This is a genomic window from Variovorax sp. SPNA7 (assembly GCF_033807855.1).
Classification (GTDB): domain Bacteria; phylum Pseudomonadota; class Gammaproteobacteria; order Burkholderiales; family Burkholderiaceae_C; genus Variovorax; species Variovorax beijingensis.
On sequence record NZ_CP138513.1, the window covers coordinates 2225749 to 2250800 of the forward strand.

The window sequence follows — 25052 nt, forward strand, 5'->3', positions numbered from 1 at the left end:
GGTTGGCGAGGTGTCGAGGCAAAAAAATTCGCAAGCGGTGCGGCCGCCGTAGGTTGGATTGTCGCGCGGAGTTGGGTGTGGGCAAAGCCTTCGGCTGATGGAGGGCGATGCGGGTGAGGGGCTGGTGATCTTGGCCACCGCAAGGGCTTGCGCGGGGGCCGCTCCGATGTTTGCGAACTCCACTGGCACAGCTAGCCCGAAGGGCTTGTAAGGAAGTGATCTACCTTGCGCCGCTCGGCCGGAGTTCGCGAAACCGAGGCCAGGTTGAATCGTGCGCGCGGCGGCTAGGTGATCGTGGACCAGCCGGGTGAGCCAGTACATCAAGATGCATACGACGGAGACTGCCGGCATCGCAAGGTGATGCGCCGGCGCCCGCCATCGCGTGGACAGGCTGGATCAGCGCGCTTGCCGCTCCATCCGTATGAATTCTTCGTAGTGGCCGAACTCCGGCGCGGCTGCGTAGTTGGAGCTCACGTCGGCTTCGGTATGCGCCACTTCCAAGCTATGTTCCGGCAAGAAGGTTTCGCGATCGATTCGCACTTTGCCATCTTCGGTGAACTTGTAGCTGGCACCGCTCGCCACTTTGTCTCCGTCCCCGTCGAACTCGCGGTGAACGGCCATCGTGAGAAACATCCGGCCTGGCGCCACCACTTGAAACTGGTAGGAGAGCGCTTTGCGGAGGCGCTCGTCAAGGAAATCCACGGCAATGCCCTTGGCCATCACCAGAATGATGCAGAACGGCCTTTCGATGGAGTCCACGAGGACGGTGTAATTGCGGCCGTTGTCGTGGGCTTCCTTCGCTCGTGCTTCAGTCCAGACCTCGGTTGCAAATTTCTTCGCTGCAAACCAACCGTCGCAAAAGTAGATGGGACGCCGCATTAATAAACCTTTCCATTCACATCTCGGATGAGCACACGAGCTCGGTTGGCTGAGTCGAGCACTGCCTGGGGGATTGGATTAACTTGCACGGGTACCTCAAGAACGTGCCCCCCATTCAGAAGCTGCCCCGCTAGTCCGTTCCTAACGTTAGTCGGTACATTGGCGATCGTGGCTCCATTTGGATACTTCGCCACCATCTCATTCACATAGTCGATGCCGGTGCGCTCGGTGATTTCGCTGAACTGGGTGAACTTGCGAGAGACGATTTCTTCTGTTCGAGGATTGTAGGAATCCACTCGGAAGTAGCCCTCGCCAGAGGGCTTGTCGACGTACACCTCATTGTACGGGTAGATAACTGAGCGTTCGGCATTAAAGGCGTTTCCCTTGTCAAGTCGCGCAAGCCATTCGGGCTTTGTGCTGCTTGCGCGACTAACAGATCCGATGTCGTCTGGGCGAATGCTGACATAGTCGTGCACACCCAGTTCGCCACCGTTTGCCTTGTAGCTTACGTACGCAAGGTACTCTGCATCTGTGTACTGGGTTGGGTTGACGATGCCCGGTATTGCGAGTGACCTCCCGTCGCCATCCAGACCCTTGACGCGGAGCACGAGATCGTCAGGGTTATAGGAGAACGACGAGCCTGCGGCCTTCCAGTCATGCGTAAACGGCTCGTCCATGTGCAACAACGCCGCCGCGCCCACCGACGCTCTGCCGAGTGCTTTGAGGATCCCCGATCCAACAACAGGTTCGGCAGGGGATGTCGCCGGCGCAACCTGCGGGATTCGCTTCAATGCATCGGGTAAGCCCGGGGGCTTGAACGTTAGACGGTCGTCATCGTGGATGGCACCCAGACCGTATCCCGCATCGCTCATGATCGTGCCATCCTCACGACCTCGGGCAATGTCGAGATTGTCCAGCACTATGTTTTCGGAGGGGGTAGGACCCCGCACATTGGTCGCACCGGAGACGATGCCTTGATCGACCTCGTTTCGCCAGTCGTTGACCACGCCAGCAGAGAACTGCAAGCCGTAGCTGCCCCTGCCGTAGCCAAAGCCCTGCGCAGCTCCCGTTGACGAAGTTCCTTCAAGTCCGGAGCCATCAAACAATCCCATGATGCTCGTCCGCTCCCCGACACCCACTGGCGCAGGCACGCCTTGCCCATTGGCCCGAGCGATGCTCTCCCCCAAGGCATTGCCAAAGGCGTCGGTGGCAACCTGTGTGACGCTGAATCGCCCGCCGCGCATCGCGGCCGTGGCGGCTCCAGCGGCCAGCCCTGTCACCAGCCGCTTGCCGAATTGCTCCCCGAAGTCCAGTTTTCTGAACCCCGGATCGTTCATGCCGATGGCCTCACCGACCGCGGCACCAACACCAGCGCCTACTGCGCTCGCTGCCACGCTCTTCCAGTTGAAGCTCGGTTGCAGACCCGTCGCCACCGCGATGCCTTGAGTCAGCGAGTTCCCGACAGCCGACCGGATGATCGCGTTGCCGACAGTCGCCTCACTGCCCAGAGGACTCCATCCACCCAGGCCACCTGAAACGCCGCCTCCGATCGCTCCCAGCGCCACACCTTTCCAACTGAAGGAATCCTGCGCACCAATAGCAATCCCGACTACCTGACTCGCGATGGAGCCTACCGCCCCGCCTATGGCACTTGCCGCCACCAGAGACCCCGTGCTCCATACAGCCGTGCCCGCACCGACAGCCGATGCAGCTCCCGCGCCGCTTAGCACCGCCGCGCCTTCGACAGTTGCGCCCACCGCTGCACCGTAGTTAACAAGGTAGTACTGCTGGCTGATGACTGCCACCACCACCGCGATGACGGCCACGATGATCTGCCCCAACCCCCCGCACCCGCCACCCTCCTTGGCCTGCGGCATCGGCATGTTCGGATTGGTATCCCCCACCACCTTGCTCGGGTCATACGGCTTGAAGCTGTTCGCGTTGTTCGCGGCTCCCACCTTGGTGGGAATCGTCAGCACCTGGCCCGACTTCAGGTCCGCATTGCTCGACAGCCCGTTGGCGTCCGCGATCAGGTACCACAGTCCCTCGTCGCCGTAGGCCCCGCGCGCAATGCTCTGCAGCGTGTCGCCCGCGCTCACCGCGTACGTGCCCGGGCTGGCCGACGGGTAGCTGCCGTCGATCGGCCGGTACCCGAAATTGAACTCCGCCTTCGTCTGGAACAGCGGCACCCCGTTGGGCGCGCTCGGGTTGTTCGCATCGCGGATGCGCCCGTACTGCCCCAGCACCTCGCCGTTGACCACCAGCTGGCGCTGCTCCTCGCCCGAGGCCAGGTAGCGCGAGGACAGGATGTTGCCCTCCATGTCGCTCACGAACGTGCGGTTGTTCAGCGGCTGCGTCACGTCGCCCACGCCTGTCAGCTCGTTGCCGTTGCCGTAGTACCAGTTGGTGCCCCCCGGCAGGGTCACGTTGCTCGTGCCCAGGGTGGCCGTCTGGCGGTAGCCCTCGGCACGCGAGTAGGTGTTGGCGTAGTTCGTCACGCTGCTCTGGCCCAGGAAATTCCACACCGTGTAGCCCAGCAGGTTGCCCGCGCCGTCGTAGCCGCCGGCCGTGCCCATGCCCGGCACGATCGGTGCGGCCAGCGCGCCGTAGCCGATGGTGTACTTGCGCCCGTTCTGGCTGTCGAACACGTCCTGGCGCGTGATCTGGCCGTTGGCGTTGTAGGCGCTGATGCGCGTCTCGCTGCCCGTGCCCGCCAGGGTCTGGCCGTTCCAGGTGGTGCCCAGCAGGGCGTTGACATAGCCCACGGGCAGGGTGCCCGCGGGGCCGGTCTGCACCACGCGGCTGGCGCCGTCGTACAGGCGCACATCGGTCTGCACGCCGTCGCGCACCACGCTGGCCAGGCGCGCGAGCGCGTCGTAGCGGTAGGCCTCGGTGGTGTAGCCCTGGCTGGTGACGTACTGCTTGGCGGTCGTGCTGTAGATGGCCGCGCCGTTCTCGTCGAAGCCGACGATCTGGCTCTGGCCGTCCACCGTGAGCACGCGGTTGCCCCACCAGGTGTCGCTGGTGCGGTTGCCGTTCTGGTCATAGGCGATGCGGTGGCCCTGGCCGCCCAGGTTGCCGGCCGCATCGACCGCGTTGACCACCGTCTGGCGGTTCATCGCGTCGTACTGGAAGTACAGGTCGCTGTCCAGGCTGGTGTCCTGGTCGAGCACGTGGGTCTTGATGCGGGTGCGGTTTCCGACCTTGTCGTACTCGATGTTCACGAACGCGCGCCCGTCGGCCACCCAGCGCATGCGGCCCAGGGCGTCGTAGGCGATGTGGTTGTCCTTGTAGACCACGCCGCCCTGGCCGAACCACTCGCGCACGCGGTTGCCGGCCAGGTCGTACTCGTAGCGGGCGTCCTGGCCCGTGGTGCGGTCGTAGGTGCGCGCCAGCAGGCCTTCGATGTTGTAGGTGTACTCGCGGTTGGCGCCGCTGTCGAAGGTGAGCTGGCCGGCCTTGTCGTAGGTGTAGGTGTAGGCACGGCCGCCGAAGTCGGTGTGCGTGAGCACCTTGCCGAAGTAGCTGTAGCTCCAGGTGGCCATGTAGCCGTTGCCGTCGACCTCGGCGATCTTGTTGCCCAGGGCGTCGTAGGCCGCCTTGGTGCTCTGGCCCATGGGCTGGATGGTGCGCACCACGCGGCCCTGCAGGTCGTAGGCGTAGCGGATGGTCTCGCCGTTGCCATTGGTCTGGCTGAGCTTGCGGCCGGCCTGGTCCCAGGTGCTGGACTCGACGATGGCTCGGGTGTCGACCAGCTGCGGGATGTTGTTGGCCGTGTTGGCGTTGAAGACCTGCACCACGCCGCGCGTGGTCGTGAGCAGGCGGCCCAGGTTGTCGTAGGCGAAGCGGGTGAGGGTGGGGTTGCCCACGATCGCGTCGGTGGCCGAGACCTTGTCGCCGAAGACGTTGTAGCTGTTGCGGATCACGCCGCCGTCGGCATGCAGCTCCTGCACGAGGTTGCCGCGCGCGTCGTAGACCTGGCCCTGGATCTTGCCGTTGGCATCCTTCACGGCCACCTGGCGGCCCATCTTGTCGTAGAACAGCTGGGTCACGGCAGCGCCCGAGGTGCCCTGGACGCCGTTGGCGTCGGTCTGCTTCTGCTCGATGAGCTGGTTGTTGGCGTTGTAGCGGTAGGTGGTCACCCAGCCGGCCGAGCGCGGGTCGCTGATCGAGACCACGTTGCCCCAGCGGTCGGTGTTCTGGTTGACCACGGGACGCGGCGAGCTGCTGGTGCCCTGCGTGGCCGGGGTCTGCACCGCGTCGGCGCCGTTGGTGTTGCTCTGGCTGACCGCCGCGCTGCCCGCCACCGTGGTGGTGCTCGAGGCAAAGAGCGCGGGAATGAACGGCACCCAGTAGCCCGCCGTGTAGGGCGGGGTGTTGTCCTGGACCGATGGCGCCGTCGTGCCGATCTGCACCTCGTAGGTGTAGGGCACGTACTGGTAGCGGGTTTCATACCGCGGCTGGTAGCCGAGGATGACGGGCTTCTGCACCGCGACCTGGACCGGGTAGGTCACGTTCTGCCAGCCGGTGATGACCAGCACGTTGTCGTAGACGGTGCGATAGCGCGTCTCGTAGACGGTGGTGTACTGGATGTTGCCCCACGCATCCCGCACGACGACGACGTTGCCCGACTCGTCGGTGGTGGTCTGGGGCGGGCCCTGCACGGCTACCTGGTAGGCCTCGGTGCGCGGCACCTGCACCCATCCGTAGACCGGATCGGTTCGGGTCTGGTACTGCGTTTCCCAGACCGTCTCGTGGATGATGTTGCCGTTCTCGTCGAGCGAGTAGATCGGGTCGGACCCGACCTGGACCAGGTACGGCACCACGTTCACGCCCGAGCGCGTTTCCATGATGGGCGTTTTCTGGTTGTCCAGGATGCCCGTCGCCTGGCCGACCGATTGCGTGGTCGTACCCGAGGTGAGCGTTGCCAGAATGCGGTATTCGTAGCGTCCGGCGGCAAGGTTGGTGATGTCGACCCGCTGCGCGCCGATCGGGAAACTCGACTCGTTGCTGCCGGCCAGGTTGACCACGGTCAGCGAACTCCAGGCGCTGCCGCCCACCGGCCGGTACTGGAAGGTCACGCCGTTGCCGGCGTTGAGGACGGACGAGTAGGGCCACTCGATGACCGTCAGCGGGGTGCCGATCGGGGCGCCCGATTCGTCATTGCCGCCGGTGCCGACGGTGCGTATCGCGGCGCCGGTGATCACCGGCAGGTTGACCGGCGGGACCCATCGCGGCGGCGTGATTCCGCTCGAGGCGATCTGGCCCGTTGCGTGGGCGTACGGCACGCCTTCGCCCACGTGGGTCCAGAGCAGCTCGTAGTCGTAGGTGCCCGCGGCCAGCGCCGTGACATCCACGCCATCCCTGCCGTTGCCCCGGGCCGCGACGGGCTGCGTTATCCAGGCGCCTGTGCTGCCGGCCAGCCGGTAGCGGAAAGTCTGCTCCACGGATGTGCCGGGCGACGACCAGGTGAACAGGCCGCCGCTCGCGGCCCCCATCTGGTAGAAGGCCATCGGAACGCTGATGAGGGACAGCGGCGGCGAGGTCAGGGTCACGGTGCCGCTGGCAGTGACGCTGGCCACGCCGGCCGTGGTGGTCTGCGTCACGCGGTACTGGTAGCTGCCCGGCGGCAGGGCGCTGGCGTTGTAGCGCAACAGGTCGCCGAAGTTCAGCAGAGGCGCATCGACCCAGCCCGTGTCGCCGGCGCTGCCTGCCGGACGGATCTGCATGCGCATGCTGGTGCTGAGGTCGTCCGGCGCATCGACGTCGATGACCTGGCCGCTGTAGCCCAGCGAGCCCTCGGTGATGACGGGCTGCCAGTTGCCGTACACGTCCTTCTTGTAGATGGTCAGCTTCGTCACGCGCCCGATGCCGCCGTTCGCGTCGTTCCAGGCGTCCTCCCAGGTCATGGTGAGGCTGTTGGTGTTCTCCGCCACATTGGTGACGACCCGGGTCTGCTCGCGGATCTGGCCGCCGGCCATCTGTGGCGGAGGCAAGGGGTTGCCCGATTCGTCGGTCGTGACCGGATTGCCGTTGGCGTCCAGCACCGGCGGGGTCAGCGGATAGACCTGGGTCGTGTACTGCATGACGACCTTGATGTCGCCGCTGCCGAGGCTGCGCACCGGCGACCAGGCGAGATTGACCGTGTTCGTGCCCGAGCGTCCATTGACCATGCCGCTCTCGTCGCGGGTCGGGTTGCTCGACCCGGCGACGGAGCCCTGGCTGAACAGGCGGCTGACCTGGGCGCCGCCCGTCCATTCGCTGCGCCGGGGAGCGATGGTCGAGGTGACGCGGCCCAGCACGTCGTAGATCGTGTCGGTGCGGCGCAGGTCGGCCACGGCCACCGAGTCGGGGTTGGTGAAGGCACGCAGGTCCGCATTGCCCGAGGCTGTGCCATAGCTGGTGATCTGGGCGGTCTGGTTGCCCAGGAGGTCGTACAGCGCAACCTTGTCGACGCCGTCGCCCGAATTGGTCCGCCAGACGCGGCCGGCATTGTCGTAGTTGAAGTATTCCTGGCGCCCGCCGCCCACGCCCTTGGCGGTCATTTCGCCGAAGGCGTTGTACTCCATGGCCGTGTCGACGAGGCCGGCCTGTGCCTGCGTGACGATGGTGACCGTTCCGCCGCTGACCTTGCTCCTGGAGGCCGGGTCGATGACGTGCGTCTGCTGCCCGAGCTTGTCGTACTGGTAGGCGCGAAAGAGGGTGCTCGAAACGTTGTCGCCGTCGGTGACCAGCTGCCATTCCTTGGCGATGTTGCCCAGGGCGTCGTAGGAGCTGTAGTGGTTGAAGCCCGCGGCATCGGTGCTTTGCGTGGCGTGGCCGAGCTTGTCGTACTGGGTGTACGTGATGCGGTCGGGGTTGATCTGCGAGTTGCTGTCCGCGGCGTTCAGGTGCCACACCGGCGCATTGCTTGCGGTGTAGAGCACGAGGTTGCCGTCGCCCTGCATGACCAGCTGCGTGCCGCCCTGGCCAGCCTTGTTGATCGTCCAGACGACCTGGGTGCCGGCAAAGAGGACCAGGTTGCCATCGGCCTGGAAGGTGAACTTGTCGGCGCCGCTGCCCGTGGTCTGCGAATTCCACAGCGCCTGCATGTTGTCATGGCGGTCGTACACGACGAGGTTGCCGTCGGTCTGCAGCGTGAACAGGTAGCGGCCGTCGGGCGAATAGATGCCTTGGCCGGGCGTCAGGCTCTGGCCCGGGATGAGCGTGGTGGGCCCGGGGGCTGCGAGCGCGTCGGCGCTGGTGCTGGCCTTGTAGACGTGTGTCTCGGTCTTGACGACCACGTTGCCGTAGGCGTCGCGCTGGTACTTGGTGACGGCCGTCAGGAGCCCGTTGCTCGTCGAAGGCGCGGCCGTGGCGCGCACGCGGCCCAGGGCGTCGTAGTAGCTGTACGTGGCGGCGCCCGATGCGTCGGTGGTCCGCGTGAGATTGCCGACCGCGTCGTAGCCATAGCTGGTGACGAGATTGGCGCGGGCGCTGGTGCCGTTGCTGCTTGCGCTGAATTCCACGCTGACGCGGGTCTCGCTGGTCTTGCGGCCTCCGCGGTCGAACGCAAAGATCGTCTGGCGGTCGTTGGCGGCATCCGCCACTGCCGTCGGCACCGCGGCCGTCGCGCTGGCCGGGTTCCATGCCGCGACGGCCTTGGCGAACTCGGTGCGCACGGTCATGTTGCCCGCGCTGTCGAAGGCCTGGGTCGTCAGGTAGCCCAGCGCGTCGACGCTCGCGACCTGCTGGCCCTTCTGGTTGTAGTAGTTGTTGGTGTAGACCCAGGTGTTCTGCCCGGCATTCTTGAGCAGGCCGACGCGCGTGAGATCGCCGAAGGCGTTGTAGGTGTTGACGGTGGTGCGGCCCGCGGTGGCGTACTGCGCGCCCAGCGCTGCGGACGAGTCGTACGTATAGGCCGACGATTCGACGACCTTGGCTGCGCGGCCCGCCCGGTCGTACGAGGTGGTGAGCGTGCGGTCGGCGCCATGATTCACGCCTGCGGCATTGACCGCGGCGCTGACCTGGGCGGCGCTCAGGCTTGCGGGGTTGCCGCTGGTGAGCGTGGTCCCGACGCCAAAGCGCTTGAGCTCGGTGACCTCGCCCCATGCGTTGTACTGGTAGCCCGTGACGAAGCCCAGTGCATCGACCTCGTAGCCGACCCGGCCGAGAAGATCGTAGGTCTTGTAGCTGAAGCTGCCGGCCACGTCGCGATTGGCGATCGCGTCGCCGAAGACGTTGTAGGTCGTCAGGGTGTCGAGCGTCTTGGTCAGCTCGGTGCGGCTGGCCAGGCCGCCGGCCCCATTGGTCGTGAGTGCGTCGCCTGCCGGGTTGTAGACGCCGACGGGTGGGTAGATCACCCGGACCTGGTGGCCGACGGCATCGTATTCGTAGCTGGTGGTGCGCTGCTCGGCGCGTCCGACCGCCTCCGTGCGCGACTTCAGGTTGCCCAGCGCGTCGTACGTCATCTGGGTCACGATGCCGGCGCTGCCCGAACGGGTCGGGTCGACCACGAGCTTGCCGCTGGCGTCGGGGATGACGGTGGTCACCTCGACAGCGGGCGAGGTCTCCTTCGCCAGCCGCCCGGCCGCGTCGTAGGCATAGGTCCAGACGGAGCCCTTCTTGTTGGTGAAGGTGACCTTCTGCCCCAGGCCGTTGTAGCCATAGCTTTCGGTGAGGCCGAGGGCGTCGACGCTGCTGAGCAGCCGGCTTGCGGCGTCGTAGGTGAAGCTGTTGGTGCGGTCCTGCGCCGCCTGCAGCACGATGGCTGCGGCAATGGCCTCGGCGGTGTTGGCCGTGGCGGCGGGAATCGCCAGCGAGTATTCCGTGGTCTGGACGATCCGGCCCAGGCCGTCGTAGGCCGTGCGCGTGACGAAGCCCATCGGATCGACGCTGTAGGCCAGGCGGCCGGCCGCGTCGAAGCTGCGCTTCACGACCCGATCGGCGGCCGTGTTTGCGGTGATCAGGGCACGCAGCGTGGTGGCGCTGGCTGTCCAGTTGCCCTGCAGCGAGGTGAGATTGACCAGCGTTGCGTAGCTGGTGCTGCGAACGGCATTGCCGGCCGCGTCGAAGCTCGTCTCGGTGACCGCGCCGGTGGCGTCGACGCCAAGGATCTTGCGGTCTGCCGCGTCGAACGCGGCGCGCTCCACGCGGTCGGCACCCGCATAGTCGTAGACGCGCGCCGTCTTCGCCTGCGCCTCGGTCAGCTTGCTGCTGGCCGTGGGCACGGCAATGCGCGTGGCGTAGCTGTAGCGCGTGGTGACGTTGCCGTTCTTGTCGTAGACCGCTTCGGTCAGCGCACCCGTGGCGTCGATCACGAAGGTCTGGCGATTGGCCTGGTCGTACACCCGGTCGGTGATGCGGTCGCCGGCGGAGGCTGCGACGGAAGACGGGACCATGCCGCCCGAGATTGCGGTGGCGTACTGGACCGTCTTGAGCAGGTTGCCGTTCTTGTCGTAGACATGCCTGGTGACCGCACCCACACCGTCTGCGAGCCAGATGAGCCGGTCCGCGCGGTCGTAGATGAATCGCTCGCGCGTGCCGCTCGCCACATGGGCGACGGGCGTGGTGGTGGTCGGGGTGTAGCGGCTGGCGGCGTCGGCTTGTTCGAGCTGGTAGCCGCTGACGCGGAAGGCGCGGGTGTCGTTCGTGAGGAGCTTGGCAACTCCGAAATTCGTACCGGGCGATGCAGGTGCCACGCCGGTTACCGACACACGGTAGCGTCCCCCGCCCAGATCCTGCACAACATACCTGGTGGGGCTGGTCACACTGGAGAACAAGGTCAGCGCGAACGAGTTTGTTGCAGCGGAAGCGCTCGCATTTGCCAGGGACGGCGGCAATCCGTCTTCCATCTCCACGACCACCGACAGCGTGTAGGTCACACCGGGGATCGTTGTGAACGACTTGTAGGCATAGCTGCTGACCGTGTCGGACGCAAGCCGGATCGCGCCTGCGAACCCGGTCATAGCAACGGCCGTCGCAGCACCGCCTCTGACCGGCGCGTCGCCTACGCCATTGGCAAACTCGCTCTGCGTGAGCAGGTTGCTGCCCGCTTGCTGCGGATTGGTCGCCAGCGCAACGGCTGCGGCCAGCGCCGCTGCGGTGGCGGCTGTTGCGACGGGCACCGGGACCGCATAGGCGATGCGCTCGACGACGTTGCCCTTGGCGTCGTAGAACGTGCGCTTGACCGCACCCACGCCGTCGATGGTGTAGATGGCGCGGTTGAGCTGGTCGTAGACCGAGCGCAGGCGCAGGTCGCGCGCGGCATCGGCGGTGGGCGCGGGCACCGTGCCCGCGGTCCAACTGGCCATGGCGATGCGGTTGGCATAGGCCACGCGCTCGATCACGTTGCCATTGGCATCGTAGGTGTACCTGACCACTTCGCCCAGGCCATTGACGGTGGCCACCTGGCGGCCGTCCTTGTCGAGCACGCGGTGCTCGACGCTGTCGCGCGCGGCGTTGACCACCACCTTGGCATCGAGCTGCGCAATGGTGGGCGCTGCCGGCAGCCCCGTCATGTCGATGACAGTTGCGTATCCGATGGTCTGGACAACGCGGCCCTCGGCGTCGTATCGAATGCGCTGCAGGCCGCCCACCGGATCGAGCGTGTACGCCAGCCTGTTCTCGGCGTCGTAGGCGTAGCGGGTCACCTGGCCGTTCGCGCCGGTGCTGCTGGTGAGATTGCCGTTCTTGTCGTAGGCGTAGCTGCGGGTGATGTTCAGCCCGGCGGGATCGATGCGCTCCTGGGTGCGCCGGCCCAGCTTGTCGTAGGTGTACTGGGTGGTGGCGCCGTTCGGATTGACGACCGTGAGCGTGTGTCCGGCAGCGTCGTAGGTGTACTGCGTGACGAGGTTCAGGCCCGCGGGATCGATGGCCTGGCTGGTCACCTGTCCCTTGAGGTCGTAGACGATGCGCGTGAGCGTTCCGTTGGGATCGGTGACTTCGATCTGCCGGCCCTTGGCGTCGTACTTGTAGGTGGTGGCCAGGGCGAGGCCGGTCGGGTCGACGGTGCGCGTGAGCAGCCGGTTGGCCGCGTCATAAGCGAGCGTCACGACGTTGCCGTTGGCGTCCCTCGTCTGCGACAGGCGGCCCGACCGGTCATAGCTGCTGGTGGCGGTCGCCAGCGCGGTGGCGGTGCTCAGCAGGTTGCCGTTCTTGTCGTAGCTGTAGCTCGTCGTGTTGCCATTGCCATCGACCACGGTCTGCTGCTGGCCGAGGCGCGTGTACACCGTGGCAACGCTGATGTTCTCCGGCGTCTTGATCACGACGCGGCGCAGCGTCTTGTCGTAGGTGTAGGTCGTGACCCGCCCGAGCGCGTCGGTCTGGGTCATCACGCGGTCGAAGGCGTCGTAGCTGGTGGAGCGCACGCCCGAGAGCGCATCGGTCGTGGTGATCGTGCGGCCGAGCCGGTCGAAGCTCTGTTGGCGAATGTTGCCGTTCGCGTCGGTGCTGCGCGTGAGCCGTCCGAACGCGTCGTAGATGGCGCCCGTGATGGCGTTGATGCCCGACGCGTCCTGCACCGTGCCCGTGACCAGGCCGCGGCGGTCCACCGACATCGACTGGACCAGTTGCGACCCGCCTCCGAGCGCCTGCGTGCGGCCGGTCAGGTCGCCGAAGGCGTTGTAGCTGGACTGGGTGAGGTTGCCGAGTTCGTCGGTGCTGCTCGCGAGTTTTCCGGTGACTGCGTAGGTGAAGCTCTGCTTGCTGTCGAGCGCGGCATTCCTGATGCCGTCGATTGCGGTCGCCAGCGCCGCGGTGACCAGCCCGCCGGCCAGGTCGGCCGTGCTGCCGAGCCGGGTGCCGTAGCGGATGGTCGCGCTGAGCTGGCCCAGCGTGTCGTATTGCTGCTCGGACACTTCGCCGAGCGCGTTGACGCTGTGGGTGAGGCGTCCGTTCAGGTCGTAGAAGAACAGCGTTCTGTTGCCGTAGGCATCGGTGGTGCCGAGGCGCCGGCCGGCCGCGTCGTACGCATGCGTGAGCCCGTATTGCGACCAGATGGCATCGATCTGTGCCTGGGTCTGGCCGGCGACGAGCAGCGCGCCGCCTTCGGCGGTGAGTTCGCCCGTGAGGCGCCCCTGGAGGTCGTAGCGCGCGTTGATGGTCTGGACTTCGGTCGTGCCGACGGCATTGGTGGTCTTTACCAGGTTGCCGACGCTGTCGTACTCGTAGCGGGAGACGGTTCCCTCATGGTTCGTGCGCTGCGTGACACGGTTGAGCTTGTCGTAGACGATCGCGGTCGCCTGGAACCCGGCACTGGAGGCCGGGCGCAGCGCCGCCACCGTGGTGGCCGTCGTCATCTGCGAGAGCAGGGTGGCATCGACGCGAACCACATAGCGCGTGGAAGAAGTGACGTTGCCGTTGGCGTCGTACACGTTCTCGGTCATGTAGCCTTCGGCGTCGATCTGTGCCAGGACCCGGCCCTGGGCGTCGTAGAGCCAGCGCGAGGCCTGGTCCTGTGCACCGGCCGCCGGAATCAGTTGCGCGAGCGTGCCGGTGGCGCGCAGGGCGGCGGTGGTGGCGGTTGCGTAGGAAATCTGCGTGACCAGGCGGCCCTCGGCGTCGTAGCGCGACTCCGTCAGGTAGCCTTCCGCGTCGAGGGTGGCCAGCAGCAGTCCGTCGTTGTCGTAGAAGCGGCGCGTGACCCGGTCGCTGGCGGCATTGGCCGTTGGCGCGGTCGTGGCAAGGGTTGGCGCCGTGCCAAGGGTGGCCGTGGCGATGGCCTGGCTGTACTGCGTGGTGCCCACGAGGCGCGACGCGCCGTCATAGCGCAGGTCGGTGACCGCGCCAGCCGCATCGATCGTCCGGACGAGCCGCCCGGCGCTGTCGTAGATGCGCCAGGACTTCTGGTCGGATGCGCTGCTGGCAGGCCGGATGGCGCTCAACCGGTTGACCGGCGTGCTGTTCGGGTCGGTGAAGTAGGCCGCGACCGCGGGCGCATTGGCTGCCGTGGCGTAGACGATCTTCTGGGTGAGCTGGTTGTTCTTGTCGTAGACGTACTCGGTCACCCGGTTGTTGCCGTCGATCTCGGCAACCAGGCGTCCCGCCTCGTCGTAGAGGCGTCCCGTGCGCGCTCCCGTGGGGTCGACCTGCTGGTAGAGGCGTCCGTTCTTGTCGTAGTAGTTGGTGGTGGTGCCGAGATTCGCGTTGAGCGCAGACGCTTGGGCGACGCTCACCAGGCGGCCGTTCTTGTCGTAGGCGCTGGTCGTGATCAGGCCATTGGCCAGGGTGACCACGGTCTTGTTGTTCGCGTCGTCGTAGCTGGTGAGCGTGGTCTGGCTCAGCGCGTTCTGCGCCGAGAGCTGCCGGCCCTTGCCGTCGTAGGTGTACAGGGTGGTGCCGGCCGTGGCGCTGATGCTGCTGAGCAGCAATCCGGCACGGTCGTAGACATACTGCGTGACCGACTGGCTGCCGTCGGCAATGCCGTTGCCGGCGGCATCGACCTTGCCGAAGACAGTGGTCTTCTGCACCTGCCCCCGTGCGTCATAGACCGTGTCGGTGCGGCTGGCCTGGGTGCGGTCCTGCGCAGCGCTCCAGATGGCCAGCTCGGCCTCGCTCGGCGCGGCGGTGGCGCCGAGCGCCGAAACGCCGTACTTGCCGGCCGCGTACTGCAGTGCGGACGTGCGCTGGCCGTAGCTGTCGTAGCGGTATTCGGTGACCCGGCCCTCCGGGCTCAGCACGAATCTCAGCTGGTTCTTGCCCGTGCTGTCGTACACGTAGCGCGTCGTGGCAGGCTGGCTCGGTTGCGCGGTGCCGGCACCGTCCGGATCGGGCGCAAGGTAGACCGTCTCGGTGAGCAGCTGGTTGCGTGCGTCGAAGGTGCGGGTGATCGTGTTGCCCGCGGCATCGCGCTGCAGCGTCTGGTTGCCGTAGGCGTCGTACTGCATCGTCACCGCAAAGCCCTGCGGGTCCGTGACCAGGGTGACGTTGCCGCTGGCGTCGTAGCTGAACAGCGTGAGCTGCGACACGCCGCCCACCGGCGGGGCCTTGATCTGGATCAGTTGCCCGGCAGTGTCGTAGCTGTAGACGCTGACCAGGCCCAGCGGGTCGGTGACCGTGGTGCTGCGCGTGGTGGTGTTGTAGGCATAGCTGGTGGTCTGGCCCAGCCCGTCCTTGACGGTGGCCACGCGGTAGTCGGTCCCGACCAGCACATAGGTGAAGGCCAGGCTCGTGCCGTCCTTTTGCGTGACCGAGGCGACGCGCTTGCTCGTGCCGTCGTAGGTATAGGTGGTGACGTAGGTCTGGCCGTCGGCAATGCTGTTGTCTTCGGGACTGAGATCGACCGTGACCGTCGAGAGCCGGTTGGCGCTGTCGTAGGCATAGCGCACGCGCGTGAGCGCGGCACCGCCGTTGGCCGCGCTGGCCACGGTGCGGATCTGCGTGAGGTTGGTGCCGGTGTAGTCGAAGTAGGTCGTCTCGCCATTGGCGTCGACCATGCTCTGCAGCGTGCCGTTGGCGTTGTAGGCATAGGTCAGCGTGTTGCCGGCGGGGTCGCTTGCCAGCAGAAGGCGGCCCTGGCCGGTGGATTCGTAGCGCTCCAGCAGGCCCGTGCTGCCGTCGGTCCAGGTGAACCGCAGCGCCGCGGAGTCGTAGGCGATGGTGTCGAACGCGCCGGCACCGGCCGGGCTGACATAGAGGCTGCGCGCGACGTCCCACGTGTAGGTGGCGCTCGCGCCATCGCGATCGGTGCGCGTCAGGGTGCTGCCGGCGGCTGCGACCGTGCCCGCGAGCTGGACCCGCTGGCCATAGGCGCCCACGATCCAGTTGTCTGCGTTGTCGTCGTTCAGCAGGCCCTGGCTGTTGTAGGTCCGCACGGCCTGGATGTCCAGGCCTCGCCCGACGAGCTTGTCGTCGAAGTCCTGCAGCACCAGGTTGCCGTTGGCGATGTTGACGAAAGCCTGTTCGCCGTTCCGGCCCTGGCCGGCGGTGCCCTGGGTGCCGCGCTGCCCGAGGGTGGCCAAGGACGCCAAACTCAATCCGAGGCTGTTGCCGCTGACGATCGCTACCATTTTTTGTGCCCGTCTGTCTATGTATGTAGAAGCGAACCGCGCTCGCCCGGACCCTCCTGCCGGAGGTTGGCGCACGGTTCATGGGCAATACATCCAGAGATTTGCGAATTTGTTTAGCGGATGGGCGACTTTTTTTGCCCGGGCGCTAAACAAATTTGATTTGGGCTGGATATGTTGTCGGGGCGGCCGCGTTGGACGCCTCTGACCGAGGTACTTGTGTCTTACATAGCTGTCACCCTGAATCACTTCCGGGCTCTTCAAGAGTGGGCGATCCAGCACCAGGCCGACGTTCGCCTGGATGTGGCAACTTTCCGGGTGGAGGTTCGACTGGGTGCGGCGCGTTTCGCCCTTCATCCGCAGTTCCTGAACACAACGGAGGCCGGACTGAACTACTCGTCGGCCTTGAGTCCGGCTGCCACCGGCTTCATCGGCTGGCTTCCATACCGGCCGATCCGTTGGCAGCTCTCGAACGACAAGCTGGACTTCAAGGGTTTTCTGCGCCGTTGCGGCCTGCGGGTGCCGGCGATCTGGCCTGCGGACGGCGAAATCGACCAGGACTATGTGCTGAAGCTTCCCGTGGGTTCGTTCGGGCAGGCGGTGTTCGGCCCTTACCGCAGGGGCTTTGATGCAAGTTCGCTGCCGGAGCACCAAAGCCGCTCCCAGGACCGAATTTTTGCGGAGCAGTTCATCACCGGCCGCAATGTCAAGGTCTGGTTCTGGGGCGGCATCCCGTTCCACGCGCATCTCCATGCATATCCCACGATCCGCGGCGACGGCGTATCGCGGATCGACGATCTGATCACTCACAAGCTTGGCAGTCCCGGCGGCGTGATTCCCGAGAATTCCGACAAGCCGTGGATCATTTCCTCGCTCGCGTATCAAGGCTGGAAGCTCGCCGATGTGATCCCGGAGGGCGAGGAAGTCTGGATCGAATACCGATACGGCCGAAGGTATGCCGCCGATCCCGTGCAAGCTCGCTCGGACAGTCTGCTGTCTGAATTCTCGGCGTCTGCCGGCAAACAGATTCGAGCCGCGGGCGCTGCGTTGCATGAAGAACTCATGAAGCAGCTTCAGGTTCCGGTGTTGTTTGCGGTGGACGGCGTCCTGGATTCGAACGACCAGATCTGGTGGCTCGAGGCCAACTCGAACCCGATATTCCCCCCCACGGGGTATGCGCCGATGCTGGCATCGCTCTTCGAGATCGCAGATTCGCCGAATGGCGCGGAACGCCCGCAGCGGACCGCTGCAGTGGCCTAGATCGAACATGGTCTCGATGCTGAAGAAACGCGCAACACCACGTCTGCCGATCGTCGTCGGCCACTGGATTCATCAGAAGGGTGGCATGCTTTGTCGCCTTCCCCTGACGAAGCTGCGTGTTACTGCACCTTCCGAGTTTCTTCGGGCCGTGCAGAGCAGTTGCGACGGCAAGACGGCGTGGGGAGAGGTGCGGGATCGATTGAGCGTCCGTTGGCCGACTGACGAAGTCGACGCATGCCTGTCGACGCTGCTGGAGAAGGGCGCGCTTGCCGAGGCCGGGCATTCTCTGGCGCTTCACGCCCAGATCGGCTGGACGCCGCAGCCACTCGCTGCGCCGCTCACGCAAGCGGCAGATCTTTACGCCCTGAAAGAGGAAGTCCGGCGTCGGCTGGGCGAGGATTCGGCGGGAGCATCCAGGCTCCGTCCGACGAAGACGCCCTTGCTGGAACTGCTGCTCGAGCGGGGAAGCGTCCGAACATTCGACGACAAGTCGCTGCCGTTGCAGTCGATGGTCAACATCCTATGGGCCTTGTATGGGGTTTCCCGCGAGGATGCAGAGTCGGTGCGCAGAACGGTTCCCTCCGGAGGGGCGCTCTACGGCCTGCGCTGGTTTGTCGCGCTGATGAAGCCCCTTGAGGGCCATCCGGACGGCCTGTACGAAATCAAGTATCACGCGACCGATGCAGAAGGCGGCGAGTTGTCGCTTTGCCGGCATCCGGGGCAGGCAACCGGCGCCTGGAGCACCCTGCTGACTCCAGCGGTACTGAGCCACGCCCAGGCCGTGGTCTATCCGGTGGCCGACCTTCACTTCATCGGCGAGAAGTATGGCAATCGGGCGCTGACATTGGCGTTGATCGAGGCCGGGCATGCATTGCAGAACGGCGCATTGGCGGCCCAGTACGAAAACGCGGCGACCATCGTGCGCGGGGACACGGTTGAATTGGAAGTGCTTTCTCTTTTCGGGCTCGATGAAGCACTCTATCCCCTGCCTGCGATGGTGCTCGGGGCGCACCCCTCTGCAGAACAGCAACTCTTGGCGAACGCCGCCAGCGAATCAGTCCCGCTCCGATCGGTGCCCAATCACTCCCAGCTTTTGCCGTTGCAGACGCGCATCGCCGTTGCGGGCCCGATTCAGATCGGCCGCAAAGCCGATTACCTGGGGTGGGCGGCAGGTCGCTCCGAAGACGCCCGTCTTGCGACGGTGAAGGCCGAGGCCGAGGCATGGGAGCGGATAGGGTGGTCAACGCCTCCGGCATCGTTGCAGCGCGCGAGATTCGGTGAGCTCGACAATGCGGTCGACCCGCGCCGCCTCGTTGGCTATTCCCCGCAGCAGTACGCTCGCGAAAGCTTCCCATACGCGCCTTTTTCCTTGCGCAGGCGCTACCCCTGGACCAAGGGCGTCAGCGTCAGGGATGGCGCTGAAGTTTCCATCATGGCCCAGTGCGTCCATGCACTGAGTTCGCTGGATGCGGCCGATGCGCGACTGCCCTACACCAATGCCAGCACCTCCGGTGTGGCGGCTTACACGGACATGCAAGAAGCCCGGTGCCGGGCACTCGCCGAACTGATCGAAAGAGATGCCTTCTCACGCGCCTGGCTGGCTCGCGTTCCACCTGATCTGATCGAAGAGTCCGGCCTGCCCGTGTCGTTCCGGCAACGGCTCGGTCGATTGCGGCAGGCCGGGTACAAGGTGTCCCTCCATCTCCTGGAGTCGAGGTACCTGCCTGTCGCGGCAATCTTTGTCCAGCATCGCCAGGCGGTCTTCACGGCACTGACCACCGGGGCAGGGTTCCAACTCGAGGAGTCGCTGGAGTCGGCGCTTTCCGAAGCTGAAAGCCGTGTGCAGCAGCAACATGGAAAGCCGCAGCCGGCTGCCCCGATGCAGCCTGAAGAAATGCGACTGGCCGAACATCACGGCGACTACTTTCGGACACGGCACGGTTTGCGAAAGGCTGACTGGTTTGCCGCCGCCGAGAAGCGTCCCGCGGCGTCCCTGAAAAATGCGGCAGGCCGGTTTCCAGCTTCGGGCCCGGCATTGCTCGATCATTTCCTCGACCAGGGACGGCAGGTCTATTTCTGCGATCTGACGCCGCCTGCGGCTTCGATAGACCAGGGCCGTACGCCGCTGTACGTGGCAAGAGCATTTGTGCCGGGCCTGATTCCTCTCTGGTTCGGCTATGGCACCGAACCGCTGGGATCATGGGGCGACACCGCCGCCGGCAAAGCGTCCCCTGACGTTGGCAGCTTGCAGCGAATCCATCCTTGCACCTAACCAAACAAGGAGATTGCCATCGAGAGCATTCCTGAATCTTCAGTCCCGTGTTTTTGTTGTTTTTTTAGAAGGAGTTCATATGAAGAATAGTCAAGGCAAGCAGGCACCGAGCCGTCGTTCCAATGCAGGTCCCGCGCTGAACTGCAATGTGGAGGTGGAACCTTCCAGCATCGATTTCCTCAATGAGGGAGCCGTTTTCGTGGCCGGTTCGACCAGCGACTGCGGGTGCTTCATCTCGCCAATGCCTGAACCCAAGAAGGGGCATCGCCGCAGCCCGGCGGGAACCAAGCGCTGATGCCCGGCCGCTGACGGAGCATCCTGGATATGTTCATCCTTCATTGCACCGATGCAGCCGGGATGCCCGTCAGCCTGCGGTATGCGCCGCACTCCAGTGCGTTGACAAACCTTGACGGCACACCGGTTCTCGCGAATCGGCAAGTCACGCAGCAACGCACTTGGGAAGACGCTGTCCGCATCAACCCGGAGCAGCCAGGCCTGAAAGCCGCCAATCCGTCCGTACTCAAGATCCAGCTCGGCCTGGGTTGCAACTACACCTGTTCGTATTGCAACCAGTCGAGCCAGGTCGAATCAATGGCCATGACCAGGACGGCGGATGCCCAGGCCTTCCTGCATGACCTCGACAAGTGGCTGAAGGGGCCACCATCCGAGATCGAACTGTGGGGCGGAGAGCCCCTGCTGTACTTCAGAAAGCTCCAGGTCCTTGTTCCCGAGCTCGATCGCAGGTTTCCCGATGCGGAGATCTCGATGGTTACCAATGGAAGCCTCCTGACGCAGGAGATCCTGGACTTCATCGCCTTCTACGACATACGCATCACCGTGTCGCACGACGGGCCAGGACAGCACCTGCGTGGCGAGGATCCCTTCGACGACCCCACGCGCTCTGCCATGCTGATGGCGCTGTGGCGCGAGCGCAAGGCCGAGAACCGCATGATCTTCAGCTCGGTGTTGACGCCGGCGAACAGCGATCCGGCGGCAATACGGCAATGGTTCGTCAATCGCCTGGATGATGAGTCGGTTGTTACGTCGCTTGAGGGAATCGTTGCAACGCACGATGACAAGGCGCTGGCCGGGCCTGGTGTCTGGAGCAACGCGCAATACAAGGATCTCAGGGAGTCCATCGCATCGTCGTTCGAAACGGGCGAGGCCCTCAGGATTCCTGCCTTGGTGCAAAAAGCCAGGGGCTTCCTCCACTCCGCCATGGAGGGCACGCCGTCTACGTCCATGGGCCAGAAATGCGGGATGGACCGCAGCGATCATGTGGCGGTTGACCTGCACTCCAACGTGCTGACCTGCCACAACACCGGCGCGAACGCCGAGCACGGGCTGGGTTCTGCCCTGGAAATGGACGCCATCCGGCTGACTACTTCCACGCATTGGTCCTTTCGCGAATGCTGCAGCCATTGCCCGGTTCTTCAACTGTGTGGCGGATCATGCATGTATCTCGAGGGAGAACAGTTCGCCCAATCCTGTGAAAATGAATACCAATTCGGGATGGGCGTGCTGGACGGCACCCTGCGCCGAGCCTTGGGGCTCAAGCTTGAAACCATCGAGGGCGACATCCGCCGTCCGACTCGCCGAAAGATGATTCCGATCGTCGCTCGCCAGTAGCGGATTCTTGAAGGAGCCCGATGCTCATCGCACAGCTGTCCGACCCGCACATCCGCGCCGAAGGCGAGCTGTACCAGGGCGTTGTCGACTCGAACAGGATGTTTGCCGAGGCGCTCGCACACGTGCATGCGCTCGATCGCCGCCCCGATCTGCTGGTGCTCACCGGCGACCTTGTCGACGAGGGCCGCCCCGACGAATACCGGATGGCGCGCACGCTGCTCTCGGCCTCGCGCATTCCGTTTCTCGTGATACCCGGCAACCACGACCATCGCGAGAACTTTCGCGCCGCGTTCAGCGGTGACCACGCCTATCTGCCCAAGGCGGGGCCGCTGCACTGGTGCGTGGACGACCACGCGGTGCGCATCATCGGGCTCGACTCGTGCGTTGTTGGAAAGCACCACGGCCACATCGACGCCGAAGGCCTCGCCTGGCTCGCGCGCACGCTGGCAAAGAACACGGTGAAGCCGACCCTGCTGATGCTGCACCACCCGCCCTTCATGAGCGGCATTCCCTACATGGACGCCTATCGCTGCATGGAGGCGCAGCCGCTCGAAGACGTGGTGCGAAGCGCGCCGAACGTCGAGCTGGTGCTGTGCGGGCATGTGCACCGCACGATGCTGCGCCGCTGGGGCGGCACGGTGATCTGTTCATGCCCGAGCAGCACGACGGAAATCGACCTGCAGCTGCGCGCCGATGCGCCGCCGCAGTCGCACGTGGGGCCGCGCGGCTGCATGCTGCACTTGTGGGACGAACGGCACGGCATGCTCAGCCACCTGAGCCACATCGGAGACTTTGCCGGCCCGTACGCGTTCGCCTGAACAACGCGCCTTGCGCTTTCACGAAAGCGGGGCGCTGCCCGCATCGCCGTGCACGAGCCGCTCGAACACGTCATGGGAGCCCATCTGGCCGCCCTTGAGCATGATCTCCATGCCGTCTAGCGCGCCGTCGTCGCTGTGCACGCGGCAGAGCGAGGCGCCGGCGCCCATGTCGGCCACATAGGAAAGCCCCCACGCGTCGAGCGCCTGCACGGCGTGGCTCGAGGTGTCGCCACCGGCAATGCCGACGCGCTGCAGCGGCGCCATGGCCAGCACCCTTGCGAGCAGGTCTCCGCCGGCGCGCGAGAGGGCCTGGGCATCGACCTTGTTGTCGCCCTCGGTGGGCGCCTCTTCGGCGGGCCGGGTGCAGGCCAGCATGTTGCGGCCGCGGGCGAGGCCCTGCGCGATGTCGCGCGCATGACGCTCCAGCGTGGCCGCGTCGCGCTGCGCGAGGCGCGGCGCGTCGAGCCACACGGTGTCGAAGGAGCGTGCTGCCGCCACCTGGCGCGCGGTGACGGGCGAGAGGCTTCCGGCAAGCACCAGCACCGGGCCGCGCGCTGGACCCACACGGTGTTGGTCGGCTTGCGCATCGCTGCGCGTGCCGAGTGCGCCGGCCAGCGCATCGACCACGCTGCTCGGGCCCACGGCCAGCAGCGTGGCGCGCCGGGCTTCGGCCCACAGCACCTGGCCGATGGCAGCGAGCTGCGGGGCATCGGCCACGTCGAACAGCACGGCTTCGGTGTTGTTGCCGGCGTCCGGGCGCAGCGCGCACTGCAGCGCCTCGCCGAGCGCTTCCGGTCCCTGCGACGCGGCCGTGAAAGGAACGGAGCGCACGCCGGCCAGGCCCTGCTTGGCCAGGTGCAGCCTCAGGTCCGCCTCATGCATCGGCGTGACGGGATGCCGGCTCATCGTCGGATGGCGGTCGATGCGGAACACCTCGCCGCCCGCGCCAGCCGCGGCGAACAGGTTGCCGAACAGGCAGTGCCGGCCGATGTTGGGCTGGCCGCCGACGATCGCGGTCCAGGGCTGTTCGACGGCGCCGCGCAGTGCACGCACGGCCGCACCGATGGAGCCGATGTGCGGTGCGCTGTCGAAGGTGGAGCAGGTCTTGTAGTGCAGCACGCGTGCGCCGAGCGAGCGGAACAGCGCGGCGACGGGGGCCAGTTCAGCCTGCATGGCCTGAGGCGCCATGGCGCGCGCGGCGCCTGCGATGCCCAGCACGTCGAGCGGCCCGGCCTGCGCGAGCCGCGCGGCGTCGGGCGTTTTCAGGAAGAGCAGGGCACGCAGGCCGGCGCGCGCGGCGGTGCCGAGGGTGTCGGTGGCGCCGGTGAAATCGTCGCCGTAGTAGACGATGGCCGGCGCTTGCGTGGCCGGCATCACGGCTTGCCGAAGAAGGCCAGCGCGCGCGCCAGCTCGGGCGCACTGCGGGCGGCTTCTTGCAGCGCGGTGCCGGCGCGCGCGGCGGACCAGGCCTGGCGGATGCTGGTGACGCCGGCCGCCGCACCGTCGGGATGCGCGAGGATGCCGCCGCCGGCCATGAAGAGCAGGTCGTCGCTGCCGATGGCGGCCCAGGTGGCGGGCACGGTGCCGGCCCACTGGCCGGACGAGAAGGCCGGCATCACGCGGTCGTCGGCAGCATCGGTGAGCGGCGTGAAGCAGTCGCGCGCCGATTCGATGACTTCGCTGTCGGGCTGCGAGAACTTGCCCTGCAGGCCGTGCACATGCATGTGGTCGACACCCGCGAGCCGCCAGAGCGTTTGGTAGGCCTGGAACGAAATGCCCAGCAGCGGATGCCGCGACAGCGCGCCGTAGCCGTTGCGGTGGCCGTGCAGCGCCAGGCCGGTGTGGCGGCGCAGCGTCTGCATGCCCGAATGGCCGCACCAGTTGAGGCTGGCCATCACGCACGAGCCGCCTTCGCGCTCGACGAGGTCGGCGTGCCGCTTCATCGCATCGGTTTCGTCGGTGATGTTGAAAGCCACCATCACGTGCTTGCCGGTGCGCTCCTGGTGCGCGCGCACCACGGCCATCACGGCGGGCACGCGCTCGGCGAGCGGCGCGTGCGCGGGGTTGGCGCAGACCTCGTCGTCCTTGATGAAGTCGACGCCCGCGGCGCAGAGCCTGGCCACCAGCTCGGCGGTCTCGCTGGCGGACAGCCCCACGTTGGGCTTGATGATGGTGCCGACCAGCGCGCCGCTTGCCACGCCGGTGATGCGCCGCGTGCCCGCGATGCCGGCGCGCGGCATTTCGAATTGCGCGCGGTAGGCGGCAGGCAGCTGCAGCGATTCGAGCCGCAGGCCCGTGACTTCGCCCAGGTCGTAGAGGTTGCCTGACACCGTGGCCGCGAGCGTCGGCAGGTTGGCGCCGATGTTCGCTACCGGAAAAGAGATGCCGATGTGCGCACGGCGCCACGGGCCGCGCATGCCTTTGCGCTCCAGCAGTGCATTGGGCAGGCTCGGCGCCTCGGCCGGCGCCAGCTCGGTGATGGCTTCGACCGTGGCGCGCGCACGTTCGCGCAGTGCATCGGTCTCGCCCTCGACGCGCGTGAAGGTGCCGCACGATTGTTCGCCGGCCATCACCTCGGCCACGGCGGCCGGGTCCAGCGGCGTTTCGACGAGGTAGCGCGCGCGGATGCGTTCGGCCACGGTCACAGCTTGCTCAGGTCAGGGAAGGGCCGCACCGGCTCGCTGCCGTCCCAGCCTTCGGAGGCGCTGCGGATCAGGTCGAACATCTTGCCCTTGGGCCCCGCCACTTCGGACAGCTCGATCACCGTGCCCGGGTGGTACTCGGTGTCGAAGTAGATGAAGCGGCCGCGCTCGCCCACCTCGCCGCTCATCACGGGCTTGAAGCCTTGCGCGGTAAGGCGCGCCAGGTCGGCGTCGTAGTCGGCGGTCCAGTAGGCGACGTGTTGCAGCCCGGTGCGGCCGGCCTGGAGAAAGTCGCGGTACATCGAGGGCACGTCGTTGCGCGTCTGGATCAGCTCCACCTGCACATAGCCCGAGTTGGCCAGCGCCACCGAGTTGTGGGGCTCGTGCGCCTGGCCGTTGTAGCGGTAATTCTTGATCGGCACCTTGGGGTTGTAGAACCACGGGCCCACGCCCAGCGTGGTGCTCCAGTAGTCCATGGCGGCCTCGATGTCGTGCACGACATAGCCCAGCTGGCGAATCTCGCCGAGGAATCGACTCATTGCGGTTGGCTCCGTTGATGTGAGTGTGT

Annotated in this window: 10 protein-coding genes; 5 read left to right on the plus strand and 5 right to left on the minus strand. The window is 66.0% G+C overall.

Annotation, left to right across the window (positions count from 1 at the left end):
• Nucleotides 1–396: 396 nt before the first annotated feature.
• Nucleotides 397–879 (minus strand): hypothetical protein, encoded by a 483-nt coding sequence (locus RZE77_RS10370; protein ID WP_319441751.1) that lies wholly within the window; start codon nucleotides 877–879, stop codon nucleotides 397–399.
• Complete coding sequence (locus tag RZE77_RS10375) at nucleotides 879–15866, minus strand: LysM peptidoglycan-binding domain-containing protein (protein ID WP_319441752.1); 14988 nt, start codon at nucleotides 15864–15866, stop codon at nucleotides 879–881. Before RZE77_RS10375 ends, RZE77_RS10370 begins: the two co-directional genes overlap by 1 nt.
• Nucleotides 15867–16082: 216 nt before the next feature.
• Between RZE77_RS10375 and RZE77_RS10380 the strand changes: the two genes are divergently transcribed.
• From RZE77_RS10380 to RZE77_RS10400, 5 genes are all read left to right on the plus strand, one after another.
• Nucleotides 16083–17123 (plus strand): ATP-grasp domain-containing protein, encoded by a 1041-nt coding sequence (locus tag RZE77_RS10380; protein WP_319441753.1) that lies wholly within the window; start codon nucleotides 16083–16085, stop codon nucleotides 17121–17123.
• 16 nt (nucleotides 17124–17139) lie between these two features.
• The gene (locus RZE77_RS10385) at nucleotides 17140–19395 is read left to right on the plus strand and encodes a YcaO-like family protein (RefSeq protein ID WP_319441754.1); all 2256 of its coding nucleotides are present in this window, start codon (nucleotides 17140–17142) and stop codon (nucleotides 19393–19395) included.
• Nucleotides 19396–19474: 79 nt separating this feature from the next.
• Nucleotides 19475–19690 carry a hypothetical protein gene (locus RZE77_RS10390; protein ID WP_125964937.1) on the plus strand — a complete coding sequence of 72 codons (216 nt, stop codon included), beginning with the start codon at nucleotides 19475–19477 and terminating at the stop codon, nucleotides 19688–19690.
• A 29-nt stretch (nucleotides 19691–19719) separates the two neighbouring features.
• Nucleotides 19720–21024, plus strand: a complete 1305-nt coding sequence (locus tag RZE77_RS10395; protein WP_319441755.1) for a radical SAM protein — start codon at nucleotides 19720–19722, stop codon at nucleotides 21022–21024.
• 20 nt (nucleotides 21025–21044) lie between these two features.
• Complete coding sequence (locus RZE77_RS10400; RefSeq protein ID WP_319441756.1) at nucleotides 21045–21842, plus strand: phosphodiesterase; 798 nt, start codon at nucleotides 21045–21047, stop codon at nucleotides 21840–21842.
• An 18-nt stretch (nucleotides 21843–21860) separates the two neighbouring features.
• On the opposite strand, the gene RZE77_RS10405 is transcribed toward RZE77_RS10400, so the two are convergent.
• The 3 genes from RZE77_RS10405 to RZE77_RS10415 are packed head-to-tail and all read right to left on the minus strand — an operon-like array spanning nucleotide 21861 to nucleotide 25023.
• Nucleotides 21861–23216 (minus strand): four-carbon acid sugar kinase family protein, encoded by a 1356-nt coding sequence (locus tag RZE77_RS10405; protein ID WP_319441757.1) that lies wholly within the window; start codon nucleotides 23214–23216, stop codon nucleotides 21861–21863.
• Nucleotides 23216–24487 carry a ribulose-bisphosphate carboxylase large subunit family protein gene (locus RZE77_RS10410; protein WP_319441758.1) on the minus strand — a complete coding sequence of 424 codons (1272 nt, stop codon included), beginning with the start codon at nucleotides 24485–24487 and terminating at the stop codon, nucleotides 23216–23218. Before RZE77_RS10410 ends, RZE77_RS10405 begins: the two co-directional genes overlap by 1 nt.
• Complete coding sequence (locus RZE77_RS10415) at nucleotides 24484–25023, minus strand: VOC family protein (RefSeq protein WP_018902920.1); 540 nt, start codon at nucleotides 25021–25023, stop codon at nucleotides 24484–24486. The genes RZE77_RS10410 and RZE77_RS10415 overlap by 4 nt, the downstream gene beginning before the upstream one ends.
• Nucleotides 25024–25052: the final 29 nt, after the last annotated feature.

Coding starts and splice junctions, on each gene's coding strand:
- RZE77_RS10370 (WP_319441751.1), bottom strand. CDS start 879: ATGCGGCGTCCCATCTACTTTTGCGACGGTTGGTTTGCAGCGAAGAAA.
- RZE77_RS10375 (WP_319441752.1), bottom strand. CDS start 15,866: ATGGTAGCGATCGTCAGCGGCAACAGCCTCGGATTGAGTTTGGCGTCC.
- RZE77_RS10385 (WP_319441754.1), top strand. CDS start 17,140: ATGCTGAAGAAACGCGCAACACCACGTCTGCCGATCGTCGTCGGCCAC.
- RZE77_RS10390 (WP_125964937.1), top strand. CDS start 19,475: ATGAAGAATAGTCAAGGCAAGCAGGCACCGAGCCGTCGTTCCAATGCA.
- RZE77_RS10395 (WP_319441755.1), top strand. CDS start 19,720: ATGTTCATCCTTCATTGCACCGATGCAGCCGGGATGCCCGTCAGCCTG.
- RZE77_RS10400 (WP_319441756.1), top strand. CDS start 21,045: ATGCTCATCGCACAGCTGTCCGACCCGCACATCCGCGCCGAAGGCGAG.
- RZE77_RS10405 (WP_319441757.1), bottom strand. CDS start 23,216: ATGCCGGCCACGCAAGCGCCGGCCATCGTCTACTACGGCGACGATTTC.
- RZE77_RS10415 (WP_018902920.1), bottom strand. CDS start 25,023: ATGAGTCGATTCCTCGGCGAGATTCGCCAGCTGGGCTATGTCGTGCAC.